Raw genomic sequence first — 24,779 nt, forward strand, 5'->3', positions numbered from 1 at the left:
ATTCGCCTCACCTTTCATAACTGCTGTACACAACGCTAACCTTTTAATTGTGCCACAAACTCTCTAATTTGCAAAAGTCCCTGCTGACGCGTCTCTTCTTTTTCCAAGAGAGGTATATTGGATTCAATCTGGCGTACAATCGCGCTTCCGACAACCACACCGTCACAGATTTTCGAGAATCTGGCCACTTGCTCGCCGGACGATATGCCAAAACCAATCGCTATCGGAACATGGCTGTATTGCTTCACCGTTTCAAGGAAGGACTCAATTCCCGAATAAAAATCGGAGCGCTCTCCCGTCACACCAAGCGAGGATACGCAATAGACAAAGCCGGTCGCCTCTGAAGCAATGCTCGCAATCCGTTCATGCGAGGTTGGTGCCACCAGCGGAATCAGGTGGACGCCTGCAGCATGTGCCCGGCTCCTGATCTCTTCGGATTCCTCCACCGGAAGATCGGGAATGATCAAGCCGCTGATATCATTCTTCAGCACTTCCTCAAAAAATGTATCCAGCCCGGTTTGCAGAACCGGATTGTAATAGGTAAAGAGAATGAACGGCAGCTTGCTTCCGCGGTCTCTAGCCAGACGCGCAGTTTCCATGCAAGTTCGGATCGTTACCTTGCTCTTCAGTGCACGCTCGGAAGCGCGCTGGATGACCGGGCCGTCGGCAAGAGGATCCGAATAAGGAACGCCGAGTTCAATAATATCGGCTCCTGCAAGTTCAAGCTCGTGAATGATATCCAGCGTCGACTTCACATCGGGATCGCCGACAGTAAGATAAGGAATCAGGGCGGTTTTGTGTTGCTGTTTCAACGATGCAAAGGTCTCATCAATACGGTTCATTCTGTTATCCCTCCCGTGTAAGCCATGATGGACTCCACATCCTTGTCACCGCGACCAGATAAATTAATCACCACGATATCGTCCTCAGACCATGTTGACGCCATCTTCACCGCTTGTGCCACGGCGTGGGCGGATTCCAGAGCCGGAATGATGCCTTCCGTGCGGCATAACAGCTGCAGGGCATCCAGTGCCTCTTGGTCCGTTATCGGCACATACTGCACACGCTCAATATCTTTCAGGTATGAATGCTCCGGGCCAACACCCGGATAATCGAGGCCGGCAGAAATGGAATGCGCCTCCTGAACCTGACCGTATTCATCCTGGAGCAAATAACTCATCGATCCCTGGAACACACCATGTGTCCCTTTGGACATGGTAGCCGCATGAAAATCGGTATCCACACCTTTACCTGCCGCTTCAACGCCGATCAGACCCACTTCCTTATCTTCGAGGAACGGGTAGAACATCCCGATGGCATTGCTCCCTCCCCCGATCGGAGCGAGAATCACGTTCGGAAGGCGTCCTTCCGTCTCCAAAATCTGCTTGCGGGTCTCATCCCCGATAATTCGCTGGAAGTTCCGCACCATCATCGGATAAGGATGCGGACCTACGACAGAACCCAGAACGTAGAAGGTATCCTCCACGTTGCTGACCCAGTAGCGAAGCGCTTCGTTGCCCGCATCTTTCAGGGTACGGCTTCCCGAAGTCACCGGAATCACTTCTGCCCCGAGCATTTTCATACGGAACACATTCAACTGCTGCCGCTTCGTATCTTCCTCGCCCATGAACACTTTGCATTCAAGACCCAGGAGAGCAGCTACCGTTGCAGTTGCGACGCCATGCTGTCCGGCACCCGTCTCGGCAATCACCTTGCCCTTGCCCATGCGCTTGGCTAATACGCCCTGAGCGATGGCGTTGTTGATTTTGTGGGCGCCTGTATGATTCAAATCCTCGCGCTTGAGATAGATTTTGGCCTTGCCCAGTTGCTGGCTTAACCGTTCTGCATAATACAGAGGCGTTTCCCGCCCGGAGTACTGCTTAAGCAAATAAGCGATTTCTTCCTTGAATTCAGAATCCTCCGAAAAGCGATTATATTCCTGTTCAAGCTCTATTAAAGCGTTCATGAGTGTTTCCGGCACAAACCGGCCTCCAAACACCCCGAAACGTCCATTACGGTCCGGAAGCTGTGTCATTTCCCCTTCACCCTTTCTACGAATGCAGTCACTTTGTTTATATCCTTCACGCCAGGTTCACTCTCTACACCGCTGGATACATCCACGCCGTATGGAGCATATTGGCCGATTAAATGCGATACATTATCCGAATCGAGCCCGCCTGCTATAAACAAGGGGATTCCTTGCTGTGAGGCCCACCGCTGGTAAGGTGGAATCAGGTCCCAGGCAAATGTCTTGCCAGATCCACCGCCGTACACCGGATCGTAGGTGTCCAGCAGCAATCCGTCGATGCAGCCAGCGTACGCATCCAGTGAGGACAGACGATCAGCTTCCGAACGGTCACTCTCGATAGATACAGCCTTAAAAACGGAAACCGGGAAGCGCTCCTTCACTTCCCGGCAAAATTGCGGCGATTCCTGACCGTGCAGCTGCACGACATCGAGCGCCGCTTCTTGAAGGAGCTCTTCCAGCTCATTCAGATCAGGGTTAACCAAGACGCCGACGGCGGCAGGAGTCTTGCCCGTATCCCATTGCCGCAATACTTGAATCAGCAATGCAGCTTGCTTGGGCGATACGTTTCGCCGACTCTTCGCAAATACAAATCCGATATAATCCACAGGTAAGTTTATCATAGATTTTAGCACTTCAACGCTTTGAAGTCCACATATTTTTAGAACCGTACTCATCAGTGAATGCTCCCCTTTATTCTGTGTCTGCAGCAATCGGCAAGGGTCCCATCAGATCATTAACCGCCCGGAATACATCCTGCTGACGCATGAAATGCTCTCCTACCAGAACACCATGTGCCCCGACATAATGCAGGTAAGATATATCTGCGGGTCCTGAGATTCCACTCTCGCTGATCAAGGTGATTCCTTGAGGAACTTGCGCTGCGATATCAGCCGTTGTCTGAAGCGAAGTTTCGAACGTACGGAGGTTTCGATTGTTAATCCCGATAAGCTGAGCGGTGCCCAGCCCAAGAACCGTTTCCAGCTCTTTCTGATCGTGGACCTCGATCAAACAATCCAAACCGATGGAGCCCGCGGTCTCAATGAACTCCGCGATTTGCTGCGGCTCCAGGATGCTTGCAATCAACAGAACCGCATCCGCCCCCAGGAGGCGTGCTTCGTAAATCTGGGCCTCATCAATCAAGAAGTCCTTGCGCAGCAAGGGAATATGAACAGCTGCTCTAACCGCTTTTAAATATTCACCGCTACCTTGAAAATAGTCTCTGTCTGTCAGCACGGAGAGGCAATCCGCATCGGCCGCCTCATACGCTTTAGCGATCATAACCGGATCAAAATCCGGCCGGATCAAACCTTTGGAAGGAGATGCCTTCTTCACTTCGGCAATGAGTCCCATGCTGCGTTTTCGTCCTGTGGACAATGCCTTCTCGAATCCCAATGTGGGCGGTAATTCCGCGATCTGTCTCAGCGCCTCCGAGACGCTGAATGTTTCGCGCAGCTGAGAAACCTCTTTGCGTTTCGTTTCTACAATTCGATCAAGATACATAACTCATTTCCCCCGTTCTTGAGATCAACTGCTCCAGCTTGGACTGAGCCAATCCCGTGTCGATTGCTCCCGCTGCCCGCTGTACGCCTTCTTTCAAACTGTCCGCCAGCCCCGATACGTAGATGCATGCTCCGGCATTGGCAAGCACAATATCCCGGTAAGCGCTCCGTTCACCGCGCAGCACTGAACCGATAATCGCTGCATTTTCCTTTGCGTCTCCGCCCAGGATGTCGCTCATCGGATGAACCGACAGTCCCAAATCATGAGGGTGAATATCGTAAGTATGGACTTCCCCGCCGCGAAGCTCAGATACACGTGTAGGCGCCGATATGCTGATCTCGTCCAAACCATCATGGCTGGTTACCACCATTGCGCGTTTTAGGCCGAGTTCTTTCAGCACTTGAGCAATAGTTTCCGTTTTATTCATATCGTAAATGCCGAGCATCTGCCGATCGGCGCCGGCAGGGTTCGTCAAAGGTCCAAGCATATTAAATACGGTCCGGATACCCAGCTCTTTTCGCGGTGCAGCGGCATATTTCATGGACGGGTGATAGATTTGTGCAAACAAGAAGCAAATACCGATATCATCCAGACATGCAGTTGCCTGCTCGGCGGTGAGGTGAATATTGACACCCAATGCCTCCAGCACGTCTGCGCTTCCCGCCCGGCCTGAAGCCGAACGGTTGCCGTGTTTTGCCACTCTGACCGATACCGAGGAGGAGATGATCGCGGATACGGTAGAAATGTTGAACTTGTGAATGCCGGATCCTCCGGTACCGCACGTATCCAGCAGTTGATTCCGCTCGGTAACAACGCGCCCGCCCGCTCCTCTCATCGCTTCGGCAAAACCCGTTATCTCCTCTACCGTCTCCCCCTTCATTCTCAAGGCAGTGAGCAGTGCGCCAATCTGCGAATGTGTTGCTTGGCCTTCCATGATGGACTGCATCACCCCACGGGCTTCATCCCGATTCAGGTCTTGACCCGCAATCAACTTCGTAAGACTGGATTGTACCGGTTCCATAACGTTCATAACGTTCTCCTCCTTCAGTTTAGGGTGTGTATTGATACAGATAATCCTGATTGATCAAATCGTTAGCGCCTGTGCTGGTCGGAAACATCGCCTCCGCTACGCGGATCGCCTTGAGCATGCCCTTGGCTTTATTGACGGTCTCCTCGTACTCCTTCTCCGGAACCGAGTCCCATACGATACCGGCACCTGCCTGCACATAAGCCTTGCCCTGACGAAAAATAATCGTGCGGATCGTAATGCAGGAGTCCATATTGCCGCCAAATCCCAGATAGCCGATGGCTCCGGCATAAGCCCCCCGGGCTTCCCGCTCCAGCTCGGCAATGATTTCCATAGCTCGGAGTTTCGGAGCCCCTGATACCGTTCCCGCCGGAAGACAGGATAGGAAAGCGTCAAAGAAATCTTTGTCCTCGCTCAGCTGTCCGGATACGCTGGATACCATGTGCATTACGTGAGAGTATTTTTCAATCTCCATAAACGTGTCGCATTTCACCGATCCAAATTCCGATACACGCCCCAAGTCGTTCCGGCCCAGATCCACAAGCATCAAATGCTCCGCCCGTTCCTTCTCATCGCTCAGAAGCTCTTCCGCCAATGCCTTATCCTCGGCCTCGTCGACGCCTCTTGGCCTTGTACCCGCAATCGGCCTTGTCTCGAGCCTCCGTCCATCCACCTTCACCAAGGCTTCAGGGGAGGTTCCAACAATAATGTCATCATCCATTTTGAGATAATACATATACGGCGAAGGGTTCAGCGTTCTCAGCACACGATAGACGTGGAGCGGCGATACTTCCGTCTCAATATGGAAGCGCTGGGACAATACGACCTGAAATATGTCTCCTGCTCGGATATACTCCTGGGCTTGCTTCACATTGGCCATGTACTTCTCCTTGGTCATGTTGGATTTGATATCCCCCATGTCAACGTCTGCCGGAATGCCTCTGGAATTTACATTCTCACGCGGTCCCTGTCCTTGCAGCTGCTCAGCTGCCGCTTCCAGTTCACGGCATACGTCGATATAGCTTTGACGGATGGTTTCATCCGTATCTCCGGGCTTGACGTGTACATTGCCAATCAGCATGATCTGCTGCTTCACATGATCGAACACGATGACCTGGTCACAGAACATAAAGCGAATATCATCCATTCCCAGATCATCCATGGCATGCGCCGGGAGCTTTTCATAATATTGAAGCAGGTCATATCCAAAAAAACCGATAGCCCCTCCGGTAAAAGGAGGCATATCCTTCAGCTGCGGGCTGCGGTACGTTCGCAGCAGCGCCTTCAGCTCCTCAATCGGCTTGCCTTCGAGCAAAGTTCGTTCCCCGTTCACTTCGATTTCGATCTTGCCTTTCTTACCCGTTATCATTAAGAAGGGGTCTGTTCCGATAAACGAATACCGTGCCCACTGTACACCGCCCTCAACGCTCTCAAGTAAAAATGCCCGCTTCCGCTCCGCATACCGCTGAAAAATGCGAATCGGGGTCTCCATATCGGCTAACAGTCTGATCGCTACCGGAATCAGGTTGTATTCACCTGTCATTGCCACCACTTGCTCCATCGATGGATTCGCCATGTCAATCCCTCCTTAATGAGTGTAAACAACAAAAAAACCTCTACCGAAGTAGAGGTTAACGTTCAGAAAAAGTCTATGAAAAAAGAGCGTGGTCAAGAGAAAGTCAAATCAGTCACAATGACAAACTACAGCGGCTGCGTTCCATTGCCAGGTTCACAAATCCTACTTGTAACCCAACGTACGAACAAGCTGTACTATTCGTCATGAATACTAATCATTCTCTAACCCGATTGTGTTGTTACCTAAATGCCTCAGCTCTTCTCAACTCAACTCATCTGTAAAACCTAACTCTACTCAGCTATTCTGATATCACTATACAGGATAATACCCTTATTCTGCAACCCAAAATTTTAGTCATCAGGCGTTCGAGCCCGATAAATCCGGGCGCAGCCGCTTGGCTTCGTTCAAATACACATGCTTAATCTCGCTTTGGCTTTTGTCCGTGTTGACCTGCACCATAAACCGAATGCAGCGCGGAAGACTCCCCTGAACCGGTATTTCAACCGAACACATCAAAGGGACGAGATCCCAACCCTCCAGCTGGCGTATCGCTTTGGCAGGGAACGCCGCGTCGAGATCCTGAGTCATTGTAATCCATATATTGCTAATATATTCCGGTTGAAGCTCATTACGTCGTACCATCTCTTCAAGCAGTCGCAATGTCTCCTGCACTATTTCCTGTTCATCATTCCGAGTGACGGTTGTCGCCCCCCGGATTCCCCGATTCATCATGAACTATCCCTCTCCCTTCAACTGTTCAACCACGGATCGAACAGCTTCTACCGGCACATCCTTGACAATGGCTACAGAACCGACAGCTTCCGGTACAATAAAGACCATTTGTCCTTCGGTGAACTTTTTATCGTGCTGCATGGCTTCCATAATTCGTTCAACCGAGACATCCTCCGGCAAGGTTACAGGCAGGTTCACTGCCTTCAACATGCTCACGGTCTCGTGATGAAGATCGGCACTTCTGCCCAGCAGCTCTGCGAGGCGAGCCGATCCGGCCATGCCGATCGCTATGGCCTCACCGTGCAAAAAGCGTCCGTACCCTCCGACGGCTTCAATCGCATGTCCAATGGTGTGTCCCAGATTTAGAATGGCGCGCAGGCCGCCTTCCCGCTCATCCTGGGATACAACATTTGCCTTAATGGCGCAGCCGCGCTCGAGTCCATAGATCAAGGTCTCCGGAGCCAAGCTCAGCAGCTTCTCCCCATTGTCCCGGCACCAATAGGCAAAATCACGATCCAGAATCAGGCCATGCTTCACCATTTCGGCCAGACCCGAAGACACTTCGCGCGGAGGCAGTGACGCCAGCGTATTCACATCGTAAACCACCATCACCGGTTGATGGAAGGCGCCGATCATATTTTTGGCTAACGGATGGTTGACCGCTACCTTGCCGCCAACACTGCTATCATGCGCCAGTATGGTGGTTGGAATTTGAACAAATGTCACCCCGCGCATGTAAGTAGCCGCTACAAACCCCGCCAAGTCACCAACAACGCCCCCGCCTAGCGCAAATACAGCAGAGCTCCGGTCCAGTTTGCCGTTGATGGCTGTGGTCATAACCTCTTCATAAACTTGAAGCGATTTGGAGGATTCACCAGAAGGTACGATATGAGAAATGACCGTGTACCCTTCTGATTTTAACTGCTCCTCAACTTGAGACAGATAATGAGGCGCAACTTTATCATCCGTTACGATCAGATGCGGACTCTTCCGGCTAATCCCATGCTTTGCACTAAGCGTACCGATGGAATCCAGAATTCCTGCTCCGATATAGATCGGATACGAACGCTCTCCCAGTTCCACCTGCAGTGTTCTCATATTAGTAGTTCTCCAGCTGCTTCAGGTAGTTTTGGTAGTTCGCATGGATTTCTTCCATTGAGTCACCGCCGAACTTCTCAAGAAACGCTTTGGCTACCTCCCAAGTGACAACATGCTCCATCACAACGCTGGCCGCTGGAACCGCACAAGCATCCGAACGTTCAACCTGTGCCGTAAAAGCTTCCTTCGTATCGATATCTACACTCTGAAGCGGCTTGTATAACGTCGGAATCGGCTTCATGACACCGCGAACGACGATCGGCATGCCATTGGTCATTCCGCCTTCAAATCCGCCCAGGCGGTTAGTTGCACGGTAGTACCCCCGTTCCTCGCTGTACATGATCTCATCATGCACTTGGGAACCGCGCAGCTCGCCTGCTTCAAACCCGATGCCTACCTCGACGCCCTTGAACGCATTGATCGACATTACGCCTTGTGCGATGCGGCCATCCAGCTTGCGATCATATTGGACGTGGCTGCCAAGACCAACCGGCAAACCTTCGATGATGCATTCAACAATACCGCCTATGGAGTCGCCTTCTTTTTTGATCAGGTCTATGTAGGCTTCCATCTTCTTCTCCGTCTCTTCATCCACAACCCGGACCGAAGACGCTTCCGTACGCTCAATCAGCTCATCAATCGAAAGGTTATGCGGAGGAGCTTCAATCTCACCGATCCGGATCACCTGGCCTGCCACCTTGACACCGAACTGTGCCAGGAATTGTCTGGCAATTGCGCCAACCGCTACGCGGACCGTCGTCTCACGTGCGCTGGAGCGCTCCAGCACGTTGCGCAGATCCTTCAGGTTGTATTTCAAGCCGCCGTTCAGATCGGCATGTCCCGGTCGTGGACGGTGCATCCGTCTCTTCGCCTCGTCATTGCCTTCAATCGGCTCCACATTCATAATGTTCTGCCAATGCTTCCAGTCGTTATTCTGAACGACCAATGCAACCGGGGCTCCCGTGGTATATCCATGCCGAACACCGCCAAGAATTTGAGCCGTATCCTTCTCGATTTGCATGCGGCGTCCCCGGCCATATCCCTTTTGTCTGCGATGCAGTTGAAAGTTAAGTGCTTCAAAATCAAGCTCCAAATTGCTCGGTAGCCCTTCGATTATAGTTGTCAGCTGAGGACCATGTGTTTCCCCAGCAGTTAAAAAACGTAAACTCATGATGCTTTTCCCCCTTTAAACTTTTAAGCGTTAAACCGCTAAACTCCGTAAACATCTTCTGCTCATTATAGTATAGGTCCAACGCTTTGACAAGAATGTTGCCAGACAAGCAAAAGCGCCTCTCATCCTCAGGATAGAAAAGCGCTTTATGCGTTAATTATTGCCATCTCTATTGAACTTTGCGGTAGAAAAAGGTTTCATTGCTCTCCAGGCCGTATTGCCCCGGATTAAATATCTGCTCGGTGCTGCCCACAAACAGAAAGCCGCCCGGTTTCAGGCTATTGGCAAATTTCGTATACAGCTTATGCTTAGCCCCTTCCGTGAAATAAATCATCACGTTCCGGCAGACAATCAGATCATAACCGCCTTCAAACCGGTCGGTCAGCAGGTTCTGTTTATGAAAGGCAACTTCCTTCTTCAAGTTCTCATTGAAACGATACAGAGAACCTTCTTCCTTGAAGTAGCGAAGGACGATATCCGGAGGCACATCCTTCAATGACCTCTCGACATACAAGCCTTCCGCCGCTTTATGTAATGCGCCATCATCGATATCTGTGGCCACGATGCGTGCACGGTTCAGCATCTTCTGCTCAGCCAGAATCATGGCAAGTGTATAGGGCTCTTCGCCTGTGGAACAGGCAGCACTCCAGATCTTCAGCACACCCGGATTCTGATGCGACAATTCAGGCAAAATCTTATCCCGGAAAACTTCCCAGCGGTTCGGATTACGCCAAAACTCTGAGACGTTAATTGTCATCCGGTCCAAAAATTCATGGAAAAGCGGCTTGTCCTTCATCATCGCGTCATAAAAGGCCGAGAATGTTCCGAAGCCCTTCTTCATGCGCAGCGTTGTCAATCTTCGCTTCATTTGCGTTTCTTTATAATCTGCCAGATTGATCCCTGTGCTTCGTTCGATGCTTCGAACAAAGCTGATATAATCCGGATCATCCAGCACGGGTTCTTGTTCCGTCATCCGTATCATCCTGTTAATCAGATTATTCGCTCCCGCGCTTACTCAATACGTCTACAGCCAAGGGGATAGCGTCTTGTTATACTCCACCAACTCATTCTCTTCAAAAAAATTGGAAATCTCACGTTGTGCACTCTCCGGGGAATCTGATCCATGGATCAAATTATGCGGCGTATGCGCTGCAAAATCACCACGAATTGTTCCAGGCAATGCTTCCTTCACGTTTGTTTTGCCGATGACTTGGCGAGACAAGGCGATAATGTCGTCCCCTTCCCAAACCATGGAAAATACCGGTCCGGATGTTATAAATCCTACGAGGCTGGCAAAAAAGTCTTTCCCTTCATGCTCAGCATAATGGCGCCTCGCCTGCTCGTCCGAAATCTGCACAAACTTGCCTGCAACCAGCTTAAATCCTTTATCCTCCAAACGGCCGACGATTCGGCCGATCAGTCCACGCTGTACACCATCCGGTTTAATCATTAAAAAAGTACGTTCCATAGGCCTCATCACTCTTCCCCTCACTCTAGGATATTGAACAATCATTCCATGCTCATGTGATGTTACATGTTTGTACCCGTATTTTAACAGAAAGCTTCCTAATGGTTAAGGCTAATATGACCGTTTCGTAATAAAATTTGCAATATCTCTAAGCTGTTTCTTGCTTCTGATGTCAGGCAGCGTATCCAATGCAGCCAGTGCTTTACCGATGTAGCGATCGGCAAGGGCTTCAGCTCTTGCGATCCCTTCACTCGAGGTTACAAGCTTCACGGCATCCGACACGTCGCATTGGCCGTTCAGCGCATGAATTCGATCCAGCTCCGCAAGCAGTGCTTCCCTCCGCTCGCTATCCTTCAAGGCAAATATAACAGGCAGGGTAATGTTCCCCTGACGCATATCGCTGCCCGGCGGCTTGCCGATCTGTTTCTCCGTTCCGCACAGATCCAGAAGATCGTCCTGGATCTGAAACGCCATCCCCACGTTGTATCCGAACCGATACAGGCTGTTGGCCACCTGGCGATCCGCATCCGCGGCAAGCGCTCCGAGCTGGCAGCTGACCGCAATCAAAAGCGATGTCTTGCGGCGAATGCGGAGAAGGTATCTTCTTACATCCTGCTCCGTATTAAAGAAATCACGAATCTGTTCCATTTCGCCAATGGACATTTCAACCATCGCTTTGGCCAGAATCTGATGAATTTCGGGCTGCTTCAGGTGAGTCGTCAGTTCGAGCGCTTTGCCGTATATGTAGTCACCGGTATACATGGCGATCCGATTGTCCCATTTTGCCTTAACAGTTGGCTTCCCGCGTCTTGTATCGGCATCGTCAATCACGTCGTCATGAACAAGGGATGCGCTGTGAATCAGCTCAAGCGGCACTGCCACATGCTTCAGCTTATCGATATCATAGTCGCCGAACTTGCCGCCCATCAGCACAAAGACCGGCCGGAGACGCTTGCCGCCTGCTCTCAGCAGATGCAAGGATGTTTCCGTCAGCTCAGGGCTGTCGCCCTCCACACTGAGATAAAGCTCCTTCTCAATGACATCCATATCTTTTTTTAATGTTCCGAATATATCAAATCGTTTCATTTGTTCACCCGTATGCTTAGTTTCTCGTTCCATAACTCCGGCACCACTTCACGCTCCAGCAGGCCAAGTTCATATGCGAACTTGAAATATAAGCGTAACCCTTCCTGTTGTCGTTCGTCAAAATGGTAGCACAGGTTCGAAAAGTATTTCATCCAGTAGCCGCCAGTACCTCCAATTCGCCGAACCGCTTCATCGACAATAGGGTAGAGGTCGCTCACACTCCGCTGCTTGCTCTCGAGGAACATGGCGGCAATCTCAGCCATGCCTTCGGGATTCTGCTTCACAGCATGCCTGTTCACCGCCCAGACAGCAAACGTCATGCTGCAGCCGGTCCATTCTTTCCACCATTGGCCGAGATCCGTCTTATAATAATCCGAATGGCTCCATGAAGCCCGAATCGCATGGTCCCCAATCAGAAGTGCGGCATCCGCTTCAGCCATCATCTCGCTTAACACCGGGTCACAAGTGCGATAGGAATAAGTGCCCCCCAGTGATTTTTCCAGAAGAATCTTCAGCAAGTTGACGGAGGTTGCCGACGTATTGGTTAGCGCAATGGTTGCGTTCTTCAAGGCATCTAGCGGCTTTTTCGAAAACAGGAAGATGGAGTTAACCGCCCCATCTGCGCTCACGGATAAATCCGGCAGCAGCAGGAGCCGGTCCGACATTTCAGCATAGGCAAACGAAGAAAGCGCCCCGATATGGATTTCACCACTGTGCATCCCGCGGTTCAACGCGGCCGGGACTGCCGTCATCATCTCTGCAGGAGTATCCAGTGTTGACGGATTTACGTAATGAAATACCGGCCAAGCGTTGGTGTAACTGATTTTGCCGATGATAGTCTTGCTGTCTGCTCCCGGCATGTCAGTCACCCCATCTTTTGTACAATTGATGTTCAATACGCAGGCTATCCAGCACCTTGCCTACCAGAAAATTCACGATATCATCGATGGTTTTCGGACCATAGTAGAACGCCGGCATCGCAGGAATGATTTTGACGCCAAGCCTGGCCAGCTTCAGCATATTCTCTAAGTGGATCGCATGCAGGGGCGTTTCCCTCGGAACGAGCACCAGCGCGCGGCCTTCCTTCATCATCACATCGGCTGCCCGCCCCATCAGATTATCGGAGGACCCGTGTGCCACCGAGGATAATGTACCCATGGAACAAGGCATAATGATCATGCCTTCAACGAGATAGGATCCACTCGCAATCGTAGCTCCGATATCAGCGATCGGGTGATAAATCACCTTCCCCTCATATCCACCGAATTTTTCGGACAGCATCTCCTCGCGGTTGCCTGCCTGAAAATCCATTTCCTCCTTCAGGACACGCCAGCCTGCATTCGAAATGATCAGGTGCACATCATAGCCCAGCGAGAGCAGGCTTTCGGTAAGGCGTACACCGTATATGCTGCCGCTGGCCCCTGTAATCCCGACAACCCAGCTTTTTCTGCGCGTGGCTTCCATCAGATATACCGCACCACCAAATCAATCAAAGTAAACACAAACAAGATGATGCTGAGCGTACTGTTCATGGTAAAGAAAGCTGTTTGCAGCCGGCTCATGTCGTTTGGCGATAAAATGTAATGCTGATAGAACAAGATTCCGCAGGCAATGAGCATGCCAATCAGGTACCACCAGCCGAGCGGGGTGACAAAGAATAGAATAATAAAACCAGCCGCGGTCACTACATGGAATCCCCGGGCAAACCATAACGCTTTATGCAATCCGAACCGGGAAGGAATCGAGTACAGCTTCTCCTTCGCATCAAACTTCTCGTCTTGGCAAGCGTAGACAATATCAAATCCCGCTGTCCAGAACGCCAGCGCTATATAAAACACGATCGCTTTCCAGTCGATCTGACCGGTTACCGCAACCCATCCGCCTAGCGGAGCCAATGCGGTTGTAAGTCCGAGAACCAAATGGCACAGCCATGTAAAGCGTTTCGTAAAGGAATAAATAATAAGCATAAAAATTGCAATAGGCAGCAATCGAAAAGCAAACGGGTCCAACATAAACGTCGCCCAGAAAAATACTGCAAAAGACAAAATAATAAATAAAATCACTTCAAGCGGCTTGAGCAGTCCTGCCGGAATGGCCCGGTTTGCGGTGCGAGGGTTCTTGGCGTCAATGTGTTGATCTGTCAGCCGATTCAGTCCGAACGCGGCGCTGCGTGCCCCGAACATGGCCAGAAAGATCCAGCCGATATCTCCCCAGGAAGGCAGCCCGTCAAACACAACAGCCGATCCCACTAAAGCCCCCATAAAAGCGAAAGGCAGAGCAAACAGTGTATGCTCCACTTTGATCATTTCAAGATACGTTCCTATTTTCTTAAACATCCAGATTCTCCTTGATCCCAATATGTAAGGCTGCGATGCCACCAGTCAAGGGATAGGCCTGAACCTGTTTAAGTCCGGTCTGACGGAAAGCTTCGGCAAGCTCCTCTCTTCCGGGGAATAATGCCAACGATTCCGGCAGCCACTTATACTGCTCATATCGCTTGGCTACCAGTTTCCCCATCCGAGGCAGCACTTGTTGAAAGTAGAAATAATAAATGCCTTTGAACGGCTGCCAGGTGGGCTTGGACAGTTCCAGGCATACAACCATCCCTCCAGGCTTAACCACGCGTTTCATCTCTTGCAATACCTGCATATAATCCGGTACGTTGCGAAGACCGAAACCAATCGTTGCGTAGTCGAATTGACCATCTTCGAACGGAAGGCTCATCGCGTTGCCTTGAACCAGATTGATCTGCTGTTCCAAACCCTCTTTGGCCACCTTCTGCCGGCCGACGTTCAGCATCCCCTCGCTGAAATCAAGTCCGACTATGTGTCCGGATTCACTTGCCTGGGCCATACTGATCGTCCAGTCGCAAGTTCCGCAGCATAGGTCGATGGCCGTATCGCCTTGACGCATATTCATTTTCCTCATCGTATACTTGCGCCAGGCTTTATGTCTTCGAAAGCTGAGAATGTCATTCATCAAATCATATTTCCCTGAGATGCTTTCGAAGACGGAATGAACATACTGCTCTTTCGGATTTTTGCCGTCATGCTTATTCATGTCCAGCTTGTTCGTTTGATTATCCACTGCATCCCCCTACCCTTCACTTACGACGGACCGGAACGTGCTGAGCCGTTTCAGGAAAGGGTCCAATATGCCGGCGTAAGGGCTCTCTTCTACGCGGCTTGCCAGCTGCTGCTGAATGGCACTTACCGATTCCCGGAGCTTATCCAGCAGCTTCTCTGATGCCTTGTGCTTCAGAATCAGCTTCTTCCAATCCTTCATATCCGTCCTCTTACCGACCAGCATTTTCCGTTCCTCATCGCTTCCCGCCTCGATCAGATGCCAATAGGCGTAACCCCATCTGCCGAATTCAGGCGTTGCACAGCGTTCCATCTCCTGCACAAGTGTTTCACATTCCGTGATTTCCCTGAGCAGCTTCTCCCAAGTCTCTTGCACGGATTCCTCAAGCAGCGGAGTAAAAGAAAGAAACAGCTGCATGTTCAGCTGTACCGTTAGACTTAAATAATCTTCCGAAGGCAGCAGTGCTTCTTTCATTTTGCCGTACAAATTCATCTTCATCACGTTAACATCGCTCACAGCCTTGCTAAGAAGTGAGATAACAGCGATTTCGCCCTTCAGGGCAAGAAGTTGGTAAAATCGGCTGCTGAAGTAATCCCCTGCGAGAACTTTTAACTGCCGGGATCTCATCAGCGCCTCTCCTTGATTGCCCTCCGTAACATCGATGCTCTCATGCGTATCGAGTCCCACTTGAACCAGTGAGGTAACCAGCGCGTACAATTCTTCGTGTCCGGAAATATTTCGTCCCGAATCCTTTAAAAATATGTATAGCAAATGAACACGGGCATCCGGGAATTCCGGAAGATCCGTGTGGTTCTTAATCATATCATAATTCATATATTTCTCTGCCAGTTCTGGTACGCGATACGATTTCATTCTCAGCCTCCGTGCACTTGATGTTCTTTTGTCCAATTGAGCCCACAATCCAATCTATTATAACACATGTTCAAGGCACGTACATGCCCTGTCATCTACTAATTTACCCGTTTCAAGGGCTGCTGAATTGCTTCAGCCAAAGATTCGTAAATGTTATGTTGAGGGAGCTTGTTAAGGCCGGCGGCATATCGCCGTTCTCAAGTTGGGTGAGTGCTTCTGCATACCGAGGATCCCATGTTTCTCTGCTCATGTTCGATGCCAACAGCATGTATCGCTTCCCGCCCCAGCGATCAATGGCTATCACTCTCAAATACAACTGCTGTACATTATCGGTACCCTCAAACGAGAAGGACATAACACTTGCAACATCCTCATAGACGTCGGTTACGGTATCTGATTGATCGTTTAATTTGATATCCAGAGTCAGAGCGCCGTCATCATAATCCGCACGGCTAATCCTAAGATGGAGAGGGAGCTCCATCAGCGCATCCACTAATCCGGCATCGTTTAACTCCCGGGAATGATAAGGGATTGCAGCGGTCACAGCTCCGACCTTATAACGCGTTTGTGACTGCACGCTAATAAGCAGCGCAAGTATCATGCAGGCGATAGCCGCCGGCACAAGAACAGCTCGTACGGATGGCCAATGCTTCATATTATCTACCTCCTCTGTCCATAGTTTCCTCCGCTCCCATTAAGTCCATACCTCATTGTATAAAGAAAAAAAGCAGGCTATGCCTGCTTTAAGATATAACGATTAGTTTTCGGACTAGAGGATCGATAGAGCTGTTAGCGTCACTGCCACCCCGAGGGCAGCAATTCGGGCCATATTCATCAGAAGAAAATTTTGTACCGCGATCACGAATGTCTTCTCTTTAGAAGGACGAGCCGTAAATTGCACCCCTTTTTTATAAACCGGAATAATCGTTACAAACACCAGAAGAACAAGCACGGGGTGCACCTTCAACATAAGAAGGGCCAGCAGATCAAGGTATGCGAGAACGTAGAAAATACGGAACAGCGATAAGGAATGCTTGAACCCGATGTATACCGGCAGCGTGTACCGCTTGTTCTCCATATCCTCATCCATATCACAGATGTTGTTTGCCAGCATGATGTTAGCAATTCCGAGAATGGCCGGAAGGGACACGACAAGCAGTAGCAGGACTTCGGGAAGATTCACCTGAAGCGAGAGCATCCCTCCATGTATATCAAGAACCGCCAGTCTGTCCTTATCCACGTGGATCCAAACCGAGATAAAAATGATGACAAATCCCATAAACAATCCCGAGAACAGCTCTCCAAGCGGCATTCTTGAGATCGGAATCGGACCGAACGAATATAAGATCCCTACCGCAAAGGACAATCCTCCAAGCAGCAGGATCAGCCAGCCCGTGGAGAGAAAGAGCGCGATGCCGGAGCCGACTGCAGTCAGCAAAAGCACCACAATCACACACAGGACTGCCGTCTCCTTTAGTTTATAACGCACAATCGCATTATGCTGCTCATAACCGAAACCATTCGTCTTGATCGCTTTTTTGTAATCATAGTAGTTATTGATCGCTGTCGTTGCCATATCAAACGACAATAATGAAGCCAGCATGAGGACAAAATGATACCCTTCAAACTGCTGAAAGCGAAACAGCGCGTACAAGGTTCCTAACAGGAACGGGATCATGCTGGCTACCTTTGTCTGAATTTCCACCAGTTTAAAAAAAGATCGGACTCCCATCTTCATCACCCTTTATCATAAAAGTATCTAACTCCAGATTAAAGGATGTGAAAACAGGAGGCTGTTCGAATTGTACTTGACAAAACAGCTTCAAAAGTGACGAATGTTACTTTCTAGGGGCAAACACCAACCTAGTCGGATGTATCCTTGTCTATTCTTCTACGGCTCCACGGTGTTCCCAGCAGCGGCAGTGCCCAGCGGTCCAGGCCATACCAGCCCGCTAGTATATCCATCGTAAGTTAACTCGACCATAGGACTTTTAACAATGTGTTTACGCACTTCCACGTCAAAAAAACGTTCCATACAAAAAAAGCCGCCACCGATCATGGTGGGGCTTCTCAATAATGCCAAGTGAAAATTAACTGCCAGATTCGATTTTCCCGTGTTTCGTCATGACTTCCGCTTTACCGCGTATTTTCACTGCCGATGTATGATCCGTGAACTGTGCGATGATGACTTCGCCTTTATCCAGCTTCTCGGTATGATGAAACCGGGTGTCCTGTCCGCGGGTAAGACCGATGACTTGAACCCCGTGGTCAAGTGCTTTGACAACAAAATAATCTCCGTTCTGAACGTTCTCCATTTCCAGACCTCCTGACCGTAAGTCTAAAAGAAAAGGCCGTGAACGAATTCACGACCTGTGCTCTTAGGTAATATGTAGAAATCTTTATTTGATTCCGTCTTTGAGCGCTTTACCAGGTTTAAATGCAGGAATTTTGCTCGCAGGGATTTCGATTTCTTCACCTGTCTGCGGGTTGCGGCCTTTCCGTGCGGAACGCTCGCGAACCTCGAAGTTGCCAAAGCCAACCAGTTGAACCTTGTCTCCACTTTGCAGTGCTTCAGAGATCGCATCGAAAACGGCATCAACCGCTTTAGTTGCATCTTTCTTCGACAGCTCAGTAGATTCAGCTACTTGTGTGATCAGATCCGATTTATTCATTCTTTCACCTCCCTAACAAGGATGTGCTCCACTTGCTATTCACTGTTTCCGTTTTACCGCAAATTATACGTGCAATCGGGTATTTTACCCCTATCTCGCGTTTAGAATGCATGACGCGGAACAAATTTATAGTAATACAGCCATCTCATAATTTCAAGCGTTTTGCTTTATTGGACCAAAGAAAACACGAAAAACAGCCGCTAATCGGGACTTTTGACCCGCTAGCGACTGCTTTTTTCCGCTTCCTATCAACGCCTGGATTAGAGAATAATGGCAATCAAACCGCCGGAACCCTCGTTAATAATGCGACCCAACGTTTCCTGTAATTTGTATCTTGCATTGTCTGGCATCATGGCAATTTTGCCCTGAATTCCTTCGCGGACGATCGAGTGCAGCGAGCGTCCGAATATATCGGATTCCCAAATTTTGATCGGATCGTTCTCGAAATCCTGCATCAGATAGCGGACAAGCTCCTCACTCTGCTTCTCTGTTCCGATAATCGGCGAGAACTCGGATTCCACATCGACTCGAATCATATGGATGGAAGGCGCCGTCGCTTTCAATCTTACCCCAAAGCGGGTGCCCTGGCGGATAAGCTCAGGCTCATCGAGAGCCATCTCAGCCAGCGAAGGAGCTGCAATACCGTAACCTGTTGTTTTGACCATTTCAAGAGCTTCAGCGAAGCGGTCATACTCCCGTTTGGCATGGGAGAACTCCTGCATCAGCTGCAGCAGATGATCTTTGCCACGAATCTCAACACCAACGACCTCCATCAAGATCCGATCATACAATTCGTCAGGAGCGAAGAGATCGATCTCTGCGACGCCCTGCCCCATATTCATACCGCTAAGACCAGCGTGGTTAATAAAGTCATACTCCATGAACTGGCTGACAACACGATCCACATCGCGCAGGCGACGGATATCTTTCACGGTGTCTCTAACCGAGTTCTCGTAGTTGCTGCGCAGCCAGTGGTTCTCGTTGAGCACCATAACCCAGCTAGGCAGGTTGACATTCACCTCATGTACAGGGAACTCATACAATACTTCGCGAAGAACGCCGGTTACATCATCTTCGGTCATTGTAGCCGCGCTCAGTGTCATTACCGGAATGTCGTACTTCTCTGCCAGCTCATTACGCAGTTGAAGGGTTTCTTCACTGCGTGGACGCGTGGAGTTAATCACAACCACGAATGGCTTGCCAACTTCCTTCAGTTCCTCAATGACCCGCTCTTCCGCTTCAACGTAAGAACTGCGCGGGATCTCAGCGATGCTGCCGTCTGTCGTTACAACAACACCAAGTGTTGAGTGCTCCTGAATGACTTTGCGTGTTCCGATTTCAGCCGCTTCCTGGAACGGAATCGGTTCTTCGAACCATGGTGTCGAGATCATTCTAGGGCCGTTCTCGTCCTCGTATCCCTTGGCGCCTTCAACAGCGTAGCCTACGCAATCCACCAGTCGTACGTTGACCTCAAGACCATCCGTAACCTTAATCTGCACCGCATTGTTTGGCACAAATTTCGGCTCGGTTGTCATGATCGTTTTCCCTGCAGCACTTTGAGGCAGCTCATCGACAGCTCTTACTCGATCCGCCTCGTTCGTAATGTTCGGGAGAACAATCGTCTCCATAAACCGCTTAATGAAGGTTGATTTTCCCGTACGGACGGCACCGACAACACCTAAGTAAATGTCCCCTCCGGTCCGTTCGGCAATGTCCTTAAAAATGTCCACTTTTTCCAAAAGAGATCCCCTCCTCAAATTACTCCGAAGGAAAAATGCTTTAAGAGCATCCGCTTCGTGTTCCACTCATAGCCAAAGCCATTGCAACAGATGAGCAGCCTTTACAATGTCGCCAGCATCCCGCCGCCGGTATTCCATGAGTTTTGATGGAAACGGCAAAGCGGCGTAACTCGTACATGCATTTGGACTAGTAACATCATATGTACCGGGTTCAAAAATATGACGGTTGCCCCTTAAAGTCCGTCCAGTTTTTTTTAAGATATCGAAGATGTCTAAACAAACTAGACACGAAAAATCAAATATCCCAAGAAAAAACCACCGCATGGAGCGGTCTGTTCTCATGATGCGTCCCCGGACGTTGCCCTAAACCTCATGATGTGGGCAACCGACTCTTGCCCGCACTACTCTTTCAGATTATGAATATGCGCGCACTTTAATAGATATTCCAAATAGATTCATTCAATTTCAAAAAATCATCATAAGGAGTGCATGGCCGATCCTTTGCTGCTAAAACAAAAAAATACCCGCCGGGCTCGACGGGTATTACAGATAGGAGTCAGGATTGCGGCTGGGCCACGGGCTGCCCGTCCTTCCACGTGTAAGCGACTGATTTTACGGGGACATAGTAGGATTCTTCCTCCAAAAACACCCGTAAATCTTGTCCTTCTTGGGGATCGGCCCCATTTTTCTGGATGGCCTGCATAATATCGAAGGCGTAATCCGCATAAACGGTACCCTCTTCATCCATGATGAAGGTCATCTCCTGACCCGAATACACACTCATCAGTTTCAGGGACTTGGCATCGGTCTTGGACAAGTCCACCGCCGTATAACCCGGATAGAGGGCTTCGCCTGCCGGCAGGGCGTTGTCATGGGACATTTTATACAGATTCACTGCTCTTTGAACGTCATTCACCTTCTGGGTCGTGGTCAAGTCCATGACCTTCACGGTCGGCTTCGTTTCTTCATTAATAATGAGAAAGTAACCGCTGCCACCCTGCTCGAAAGCCGTGTTCGGAATCTCATCGAGGTATCCTCTGCCCTTGAGTTGATCCAGATCGACCCGGTATTTCTCATACCGCGGAATCTCCTGGCCAGCCGTTATAATCGGCAGTATTCCCTGCTCCTTGTAAAAATCGTCCACTGCCGATTGTATTCTCTTGATACTCTCCCTGTATGAAACCTGGTTCTCCTGTAATTTCTCATCAGGGTACAGGCAGCCGGTAAGCAGCATCGGTAAAAGTACCAGGATCAAGACGGCAGACATCCGCTTTGAACGGCCCCCTGCTTGGGTCATCCCATTGACTATACTCAACTAACATCATCCTTCACTTTAAATAAAATCATCCAAATCTCGGCTCCTCGCAGCCTCCAACTGCTTGCGTACCGCAGCTTTGAGCGGATCCTCCGGAATCATGACCGTTACATGGTTTGTTATTCTTGTTTGACAGGATAACCGGTAGCCTTGCTCGATAAGGGTTGAACCCAGCTTTCGAATTTCCTTGGATTCAGGGGGCAAGCAGTGCCCACGCTCCTCCTTCGGTATGATAACCTTGCACATCAAACAGCCGGCTTTTCCTCCACAACGGGTCGGAATACGTACACCAGCCCGACGAGAGGCATCCAGAACATTCGTATGTTGACGAACCTTGGCTTTTTTCTGATCTGGCAAAAACAACACCTCGTAGTCCACCGGTAAACGCACCCCCTTTTCTTCCTTATGTACACTAACCTTCGTAATTGCATCTACATATGCAATGCTAAAGCTGCAGTCCCATTAAACGATTCAGTATCTCAAGATGCTCCACGCTCAGACGATTACGGCTTATTAACTGCTGGAGAAGCGGAATGTGATTGTCCTTGTCCTTCAGGATAGCCTCCCCAATAGCTTCATAACGATCCTGCCTGTCCCGCAGCACGTTGAACACCAGTTCATGGGATAACGGCATCAGCCGTACCGCAGCGTCCCGTATACGGCTCTCAGGCGCTGCTTGGTACAAGAGTGACTCAATCTCTACCCTATAGGAGGATCCTGAAGAATTGATCTGAAAGCTGCCCACCAGCTCGATAGGGACTTCGTTAATGACATAGTGGCTCAGAATCGAGGAATACATTCCTTCCTGATCAAGGCGGGGAGCATCAACTGCCGCTGAAGCCAGCGTCTCATGCAATGGGTGAACACCCTCCGCATCGGTATATAAATCGATATCCCTCGGCGGTTTATCCAGCTTCACGTCCTGTAGAAGCAAGCTGCAGCTCCCGCCAAGCAGCCATGCGGTATAAGCCCGATTCAGTCTGTGAATGGCGGCAGCTAGTACCTTCTCCAATTCCGGCAGATCATTCAGCGTCATGCTGCACCCCTTTTACCTTATCATCCCTGACGGCTTCCTTTGTTATATGATGGAGGCCAGTCCAATAATAAAACCAAAAATCATCATCATAAAGGCCACAAACGACAAAGTGCCGCGCAGGAAACCCTTCGTCTTGCTTCGCGCAAGTGTAACCACGATGACAGACAGCGCCATAATCAATAATGCGACAAGGGACAGCCACATCTTTTGCATTGGATCCATGTCACGAAACTCTCCAATCTCTCATCAAATTATTCAACCTATTATATCACGAAAACGGTACCGCCTCACCCCAGGTTTGTCGAAAAAAAGAACAAAAGCCGCCGCCCAGCTGGACGTGGCTTTTGTTCATCATTGCTGCAACTTATTTGTTCATCATCATTTTCATCAAGGCTTCCATATTGCTTGGATTCATGCCGCTCTTCTTCACGGCTCCGACAATCTCCTGGATTGTATCCTCACTAACCGGTATGTTCGCCATGGAAGACACCTGTTTGATCAGTTGACGGAGCTGGGCTTCATTTTGCATTGTAGACGGCTTAACCGTGCTAGCCAGCTTATTGACAGCCCCTGAAGAAATTTTCTTGCCGCTTTTCTTGTTAATCGCATTCAGTACATCCTTGTGAAAGCTTTTGCTCATTTCCACCCCTCCTCCGACATCCTCACAACAATATATGAGAGAGCTATCGGAATGGTGAATAAGCTAGGTGTGCCACTGTTCCCAAGTTTCAAGCGGCATCAATTCCATCTCGGTCTTGGGATCCCGGCCCATTAAAGCTTCCACAGCAGTACGGGGATTGCGATCCTGGAAGAGCACATGATACAGCTGATCGGCAATCGGCATCTGCACGCCATATTTCTCAGAAATGGCATGTGCCGCTTTGGTCGTCCGAATTCCTTCCACAACCATCCCCATGGAGCCCAGAACTTCGTCCAGCTTCTTGCCTTGGCCCAGCATAGAGCCTGCTCGCCAGTTCCGGCTGTGTTGACTCGTAGCGGTAACCACAAGGTCCCCGATGCCGGCAAGCCCGGCAAACGTAAGCGGATTTGCTCCCATCTCCATACCGATTCGCAATATTTCCGCTAACCCTCTGGTGATGAGCGCTGCCTTGGCGTTGTCACCAAAGCCCAAGCCATCTGACATCCCGGCACCTAGTGCAATGATATTCTTCAAAGCCCCGGCAAGTTCCACACCGATCATATCCCGGTTCGTATATACTCTGAAATACGTGTTCATAAACAAATCCTGGGCAGCTGTGGCGGCAGCAGCATCCGATGATGCTACAACAACGGTAGTAGGACAGCGTCTAACTACTTCTTCCGCGTGGCTTGGTCCGGATAATACCACCACACGTCCTTCCTCACAGCCAAGCTCCTCGGAAATGACGGTAGACATCCGCTTCAAGGATTCAGTCTCGAACCCCTTCGTCGCATGGATGACCAGCATATCCTCAGTCCAATATGGCTTCAATTGGCCCGTGACCTCCCGCATAGCGGATGAAGGTGCAACAATGACCACAGCAACAGCCGAAGAAACCGCTTCTTCCATATGGGTTGTAGCGCGGATATTCGATGATAACTCCACACCGGGCAAATAACGGTTATTGGTATGAGACTCGTTAATTTCACGAGTCTGTTCCTCCGTTCTTGTCCAGACTACAACATTCAGATGATTCGAAGCGAGAACACTTGCCAAAGCGGTTCCCCAACTACCTGCCACCAGAACAGCGACTTTGTCAGACAACACGCTTCCCTCCTTTGTCTTTTCCTTTTCCCGAACCCAACTTATTCTCACGACCCTGTACAAGCTTCACAATATTCGTACGATGCCGCCAGAAGGCGAACACACATATAATCAAGCTTGTCCAAAAAATCGGCCAAGAATATCCTGCTATTAAAAGAAAAACAGGGGTGAGAAGCACAAAAATAAGGGAACCCAAAGATACATAACGGGTAAAAACAATCGATAGAATTGCAATAATGCCTGCTATAAACGCCGGTAAAAAGCAAAGTGTGGCCAGCACACCAATGGCGGTTGCAATCCCTTTGCCGCCTCGAAAACGGAAATAGAGCGGCCAATTATGACCGATTATGGCCGCAATCCCGCATAAACCAGGCAGCCACTCATTGTCTCCCCCGAGCCATCGTCCGATCCAAACCGCAGCGATGCCCTTCATTACATCCAATGCCAACACAAGTATGGCAGGCCCCTTCCCCAAGACGCGGAGGGTATTGGTTGCCCCGGCGTTGCCGCTGCCATGCTGGCGAATGTCGATCCCTTTGAGGATTTTGGCAAATAGTACGCTAAAGCTCACCGAACCAAGTAAATAACACACTACAATCGCTACGATCTCCAGAATCAAGCTATTCTCC

The 24,779-nt window shown here is 49.9% G+C and carries 29 protein-coding genes; all 29 read right to left on the reverse strand.

Features of this window, described 5'->3' with window-relative positions; translation table 11 throughout:
* Positions 1-35: 35 nt before the first annotated feature.
* The 29 genes from trpA to plsY all read right to left on the reverse strand — a co-directional run bounded on the left by trpA (position 36) and on the right by plsY (position 24,769).
* Positions 36-842 (reverse strand): tryptophan synthase subunit alpha, encoded by an 807-nt coding sequence (gene trpA / locus B9D94_RS17910; protein WP_006209488.1) that lies wholly within the window; start codon positions 840-842, stop codon positions 36-38.
* The gene (gene trpB / locus B9D94_RS17915; protein WP_148247645.1) at positions 839-2,035 is read right to left on the reverse strand and encodes a tryptophan synthase subunit beta; all 1,197 of its coding nucleotides are present in this window, start codon (positions 2,033-2,035) and stop codon (positions 839-841) included. Before trpB ends, trpA begins: the two co-directional genes overlap by 4 nt.
* Positions 2,032-2,706, reverse strand: coding sequence for a phosphoribosylanthranilate isomerase (locus B9D94_RS17920; protein WP_148248816.1), 675 nt, complete (start codon positions 2,704-2,706; stop codon positions 2,032-2,034). Before B9D94_RS17920 ends, trpB begins: the two co-directional genes overlap by 4 nt.
* A 13-nt stretch (positions 2,707-2,719) precedes the next feature.
* Positions 2,720-3,529: an indole-3-glycerol phosphate synthase TrpC gene (gene trpC, locus B9D94_RS17925; RefSeq protein WP_148247646.1), complete on the reverse strand. Its 810-nt coding sequence runs from the start codon at positions 3,527-3,529 to the stop codon at positions 2,720-2,722.
* Positions 3,519-4,559: an anthranilate phosphoribosyltransferase gene (gene trpD / locus B9D94_RS17930; RefSeq protein ID WP_063479135.1), complete on the reverse strand. Its 1,041-nt coding sequence runs from the start codon at positions 4,557-4,559 to the stop codon at positions 3,519-3,521. Before trpD ends, trpC begins: the two co-directional genes overlap by 11 nt.
* Before the next feature lie 19 nt (positions 4,560-4,578).
* On the reverse strand, positions 4,579-6,132 hold the full coding sequence (trpE, locus tag B9D94_RS17935; RefSeq protein WP_148247647.1) for an anthranilate synthase component I: 1,554 nt from the start codon (positions 6,130-6,132) through the stop codon (positions 4,579-4,581).
* A 357-nt stretch (positions 6,133-6,489) separates the two neighbouring features.
* Positions 6,490-6,864, reverse strand: a complete 375-nt coding sequence (gene aroH, locus B9D94_RS17940) for a chorismate mutase (RefSeq protein WP_006209479.1) — start codon at positions 6,862-6,864, stop codon at positions 6,490-6,492.
* 3 nt (positions 6,865-6,867) lie between these two features.
* Complete coding sequence (gene aroB, locus B9D94_RS17945; RefSeq protein WP_036636853.1) at positions 6,868-7,962, reverse strand: 3-dehydroquinate synthase; 1,095 nt, start codon at positions 7,960-7,962, stop codon at positions 6,868-6,870.
* A 1-nt stretch (position 7,963) separates the two neighbouring features.
* Complete coding sequence (gene aroC / locus B9D94_RS17950) at positions 7,964-9,133, reverse strand: chorismate synthase (RefSeq protein ID WP_063479132.1); 1,170 nt, start codon at positions 9,131-9,133, stop codon at positions 7,964-7,966.
* Positions 9,134-9,302: 169 nt separating this feature from the next.
* Positions 9,303-10,106: a CheR family methyltransferase gene (locus tag B9D94_RS17955; RefSeq protein WP_063479131.1), complete on the reverse strand. Its 804-nt coding sequence runs from the start codon at positions 10,104-10,106 to the stop codon at positions 9,303-9,305.
* Between the two features lie 51 nt (positions 10,107-10,157).
* On the reverse strand, positions 10,158-10,601 hold the full coding sequence (gene ndk, locus B9D94_RS17960; RefSeq protein ID WP_148247648.1) for a nucleoside-diphosphate kinase: 444 nt from the start codon (positions 10,599-10,601) through the stop codon (positions 10,158-10,160).
* Between the two features lie 111 nt (positions 10,602-10,712).
* Complete coding sequence (locus tag B9D94_RS17965; protein WP_006209473.1) at positions 10,713-11,687, reverse strand: polyprenyl synthetase family protein; 975 nt, start codon at positions 11,685-11,687, stop codon at positions 10,713-10,715.
* On the reverse strand, positions 11,684-12,547 hold the full coding sequence (locus B9D94_RS17970) for a menaquinone biosynthesis protein (protein ID WP_148247649.1): 864 nt from the start codon (positions 12,545-12,547) through the stop codon (positions 11,684-11,686). The genes B9D94_RS17965 and B9D94_RS17970 overlap by 4 nt, the downstream gene beginning before the upstream one ends.
* Before the next feature lies 1 nt (position 12,548).
* On the reverse strand, positions 12,549-13,151 hold the full coding sequence (locus tag B9D94_RS17975; RefSeq protein ID WP_006209471.1) for a UbiX family flavin prenyltransferase: 603 nt from the start codon (positions 13,149-13,151) through the stop codon (positions 12,549-12,551).
* Positions 13,151-14,023 carry a UbiA-like polyprenyltransferase gene (locus tag B9D94_RS17980; RefSeq protein ID WP_006209470.1) on the reverse strand — a complete coding sequence of 291 codons (873 nt, stop codon included), beginning with the start codon at positions 14,021-14,023 and terminating at the stop codon, positions 13,151-13,153. The genes B9D94_RS17975 and B9D94_RS17980 overlap by 1 nt, the downstream gene beginning before the upstream one ends.
* Positions 14,016-14,747: a demethylmenaquinone methyltransferase gene (locus B9D94_RS17985; protein ID WP_036637031.1), complete on the reverse strand. Its 732-nt coding sequence runs from the start codon at positions 14,745-14,747 to the stop codon at positions 14,016-14,018. The genes B9D94_RS17980 and B9D94_RS17985 overlap by 8 nt, the downstream gene beginning before the upstream one ends.
* 36 nt (positions 14,748-14,783) lie before the next feature.
* Positions 14,784-15,644, reverse strand: coding sequence for a heptaprenyl diphosphate synthase component 1 (locus B9D94_RS17990; RefSeq protein WP_036636841.1), 861 nt, complete (start codon positions 15,642-15,644; stop codon positions 14,784-14,786).
* Positions 15,645-15,756: 112 nt separating this feature from the next.
* Positions 15,757-16,299 (reverse strand): hypothetical protein, encoded by a 543-nt coding sequence (locus B9D94_RS17995; RefSeq protein WP_006209467.1) that lies wholly within the window; start codon positions 16,297-16,299, stop codon positions 15,757-15,759.
* A gap of 114 nt (positions 16,300-16,413) precedes the next feature.
* Complete coding sequence (locus B9D94_RS18000) at positions 16,414-17,376, reverse strand: 1,4-dihydroxy-2-naphthoate polyprenyltransferase (RefSeq protein ID WP_148247650.1); 963 nt, start codon at positions 17,374-17,376, stop codon at positions 16,414-16,416.
* Positions 17,377-17,734: 358 nt separating this feature from the next.
* Positions 17,735-17,959 carry a trp RNA-binding attenuation protein MtrB gene (gene mtrB / locus B9D94_RS18010; protein ID WP_036636837.1) on the reverse strand — a complete coding sequence of 75 codons (225 nt, stop codon included), beginning with the start codon at positions 17,957-17,959 and terminating at the stop codon, positions 17,735-17,737.
* Between the two features lie 84 nt (positions 17,960-18,043).
* Positions 18,044-18,316 carry an HU family DNA-binding protein gene (locus tag B9D94_RS18015; RefSeq protein ID WP_006209463.1) on the reverse strand — a complete coding sequence of 91 codons (273 nt, stop codon included), beginning with the start codon at positions 18,314-18,316 and terminating at the stop codon, positions 18,044-18,046.
* A gap of 260 nt (positions 18,317-18,576) precedes the next feature.
* Positions 18,577-20,055, reverse strand: a complete 1,479-nt coding sequence (spoIVA, locus tag B9D94_RS18020) for a stage IV sporulation protein A (protein ID WP_006209462.1) — start codon at positions 20,053-20,055, stop codon at positions 18,577-18,579.
* A 556-nt stretch (positions 20,056-20,611) separates the two neighbouring features.
* Positions 20,612-21,322, reverse strand: a complete 711-nt coding sequence (locus B9D94_RS18025) for a YphF family lipoprotein (protein WP_081742690.1) — start codon at positions 21,320-21,322, stop codon at positions 20,612-20,614.
* A 66-nt stretch (positions 21,323-21,388) separates the two neighbouring features.
* Positions 21,389-21,748 carry a 2Fe-2S iron-sulfur cluster-binding protein gene (locus B9D94_RS18030; protein ID WP_036636832.1) on the reverse strand — a complete coding sequence of 120 codons (360 nt, stop codon included), beginning with the start codon at positions 21,746-21,748 and terminating at the stop codon, positions 21,389-21,391.
* Between the two features lie 67 nt (positions 21,749-21,815).
* The gene (locus B9D94_RS18035) at positions 21,816-22,406 is read right to left on the reverse strand and encodes a hypothetical protein (protein WP_006209458.1); all 591 of its coding nucleotides are present in this window, start codon (positions 22,404-22,406) and stop codon (positions 21,816-21,818) included.
* 42 nt (positions 22,407-22,448) lie between these two features.
* Positions 22,449-22,628, reverse strand: coding sequence for a DUF2768 family protein (locus tag B9D94_RS18040; RefSeq protein ID WP_006209457.1), 180 nt, complete (start codon positions 22,626-22,628; stop codon positions 22,449-22,451).
* A gap of 142 nt (positions 22,629-22,770) precedes the next feature.
* Complete coding sequence (locus tag B9D94_RS18045) at positions 22,771-23,046, reverse strand: stage VI sporulation protein F (protein ID WP_006209456.1); 276 nt, start codon at positions 23,044-23,046, stop codon at positions 22,771-22,773.
* 63 nt (positions 23,047-23,109) lie between these two features.
* Complete coding sequence (locus tag B9D94_RS18050; protein ID WP_036636829.1) at positions 23,110-24,150, reverse strand: NAD(P)H-dependent glycerol-3-phosphate dehydrogenase; 1,041 nt, start codon at positions 24,148-24,150, stop codon at positions 23,110-23,112.
* Positions 24,143-24,769 carry a glycerol-3-phosphate 1-O-acyltransferase PlsY gene (plsY, locus tag B9D94_RS18055; protein ID WP_006209454.1) on the reverse strand — a complete coding sequence of 209 codons (627 nt, stop codon included), beginning with the start codon at positions 24,767-24,769 and terminating at the stop codon, positions 24,143-24,145. The genes B9D94_RS18050 and plsY overlap by 8 nt, the downstream gene beginning before the upstream one ends.
* Positions 24,770-24,779 lie beyond the last annotated feature (10 nt).

This window comes from Paenibacillus sp. Cedars (assembly GCF_003184205.1).
GTDB classification, from domain to species: domain Bacteria; phylum Bacillota; class Bacilli; order Paenibacillales; family Paenibacillaceae; genus Paenibacillus_AQ; species Paenibacillus_AQ glucanolyticus.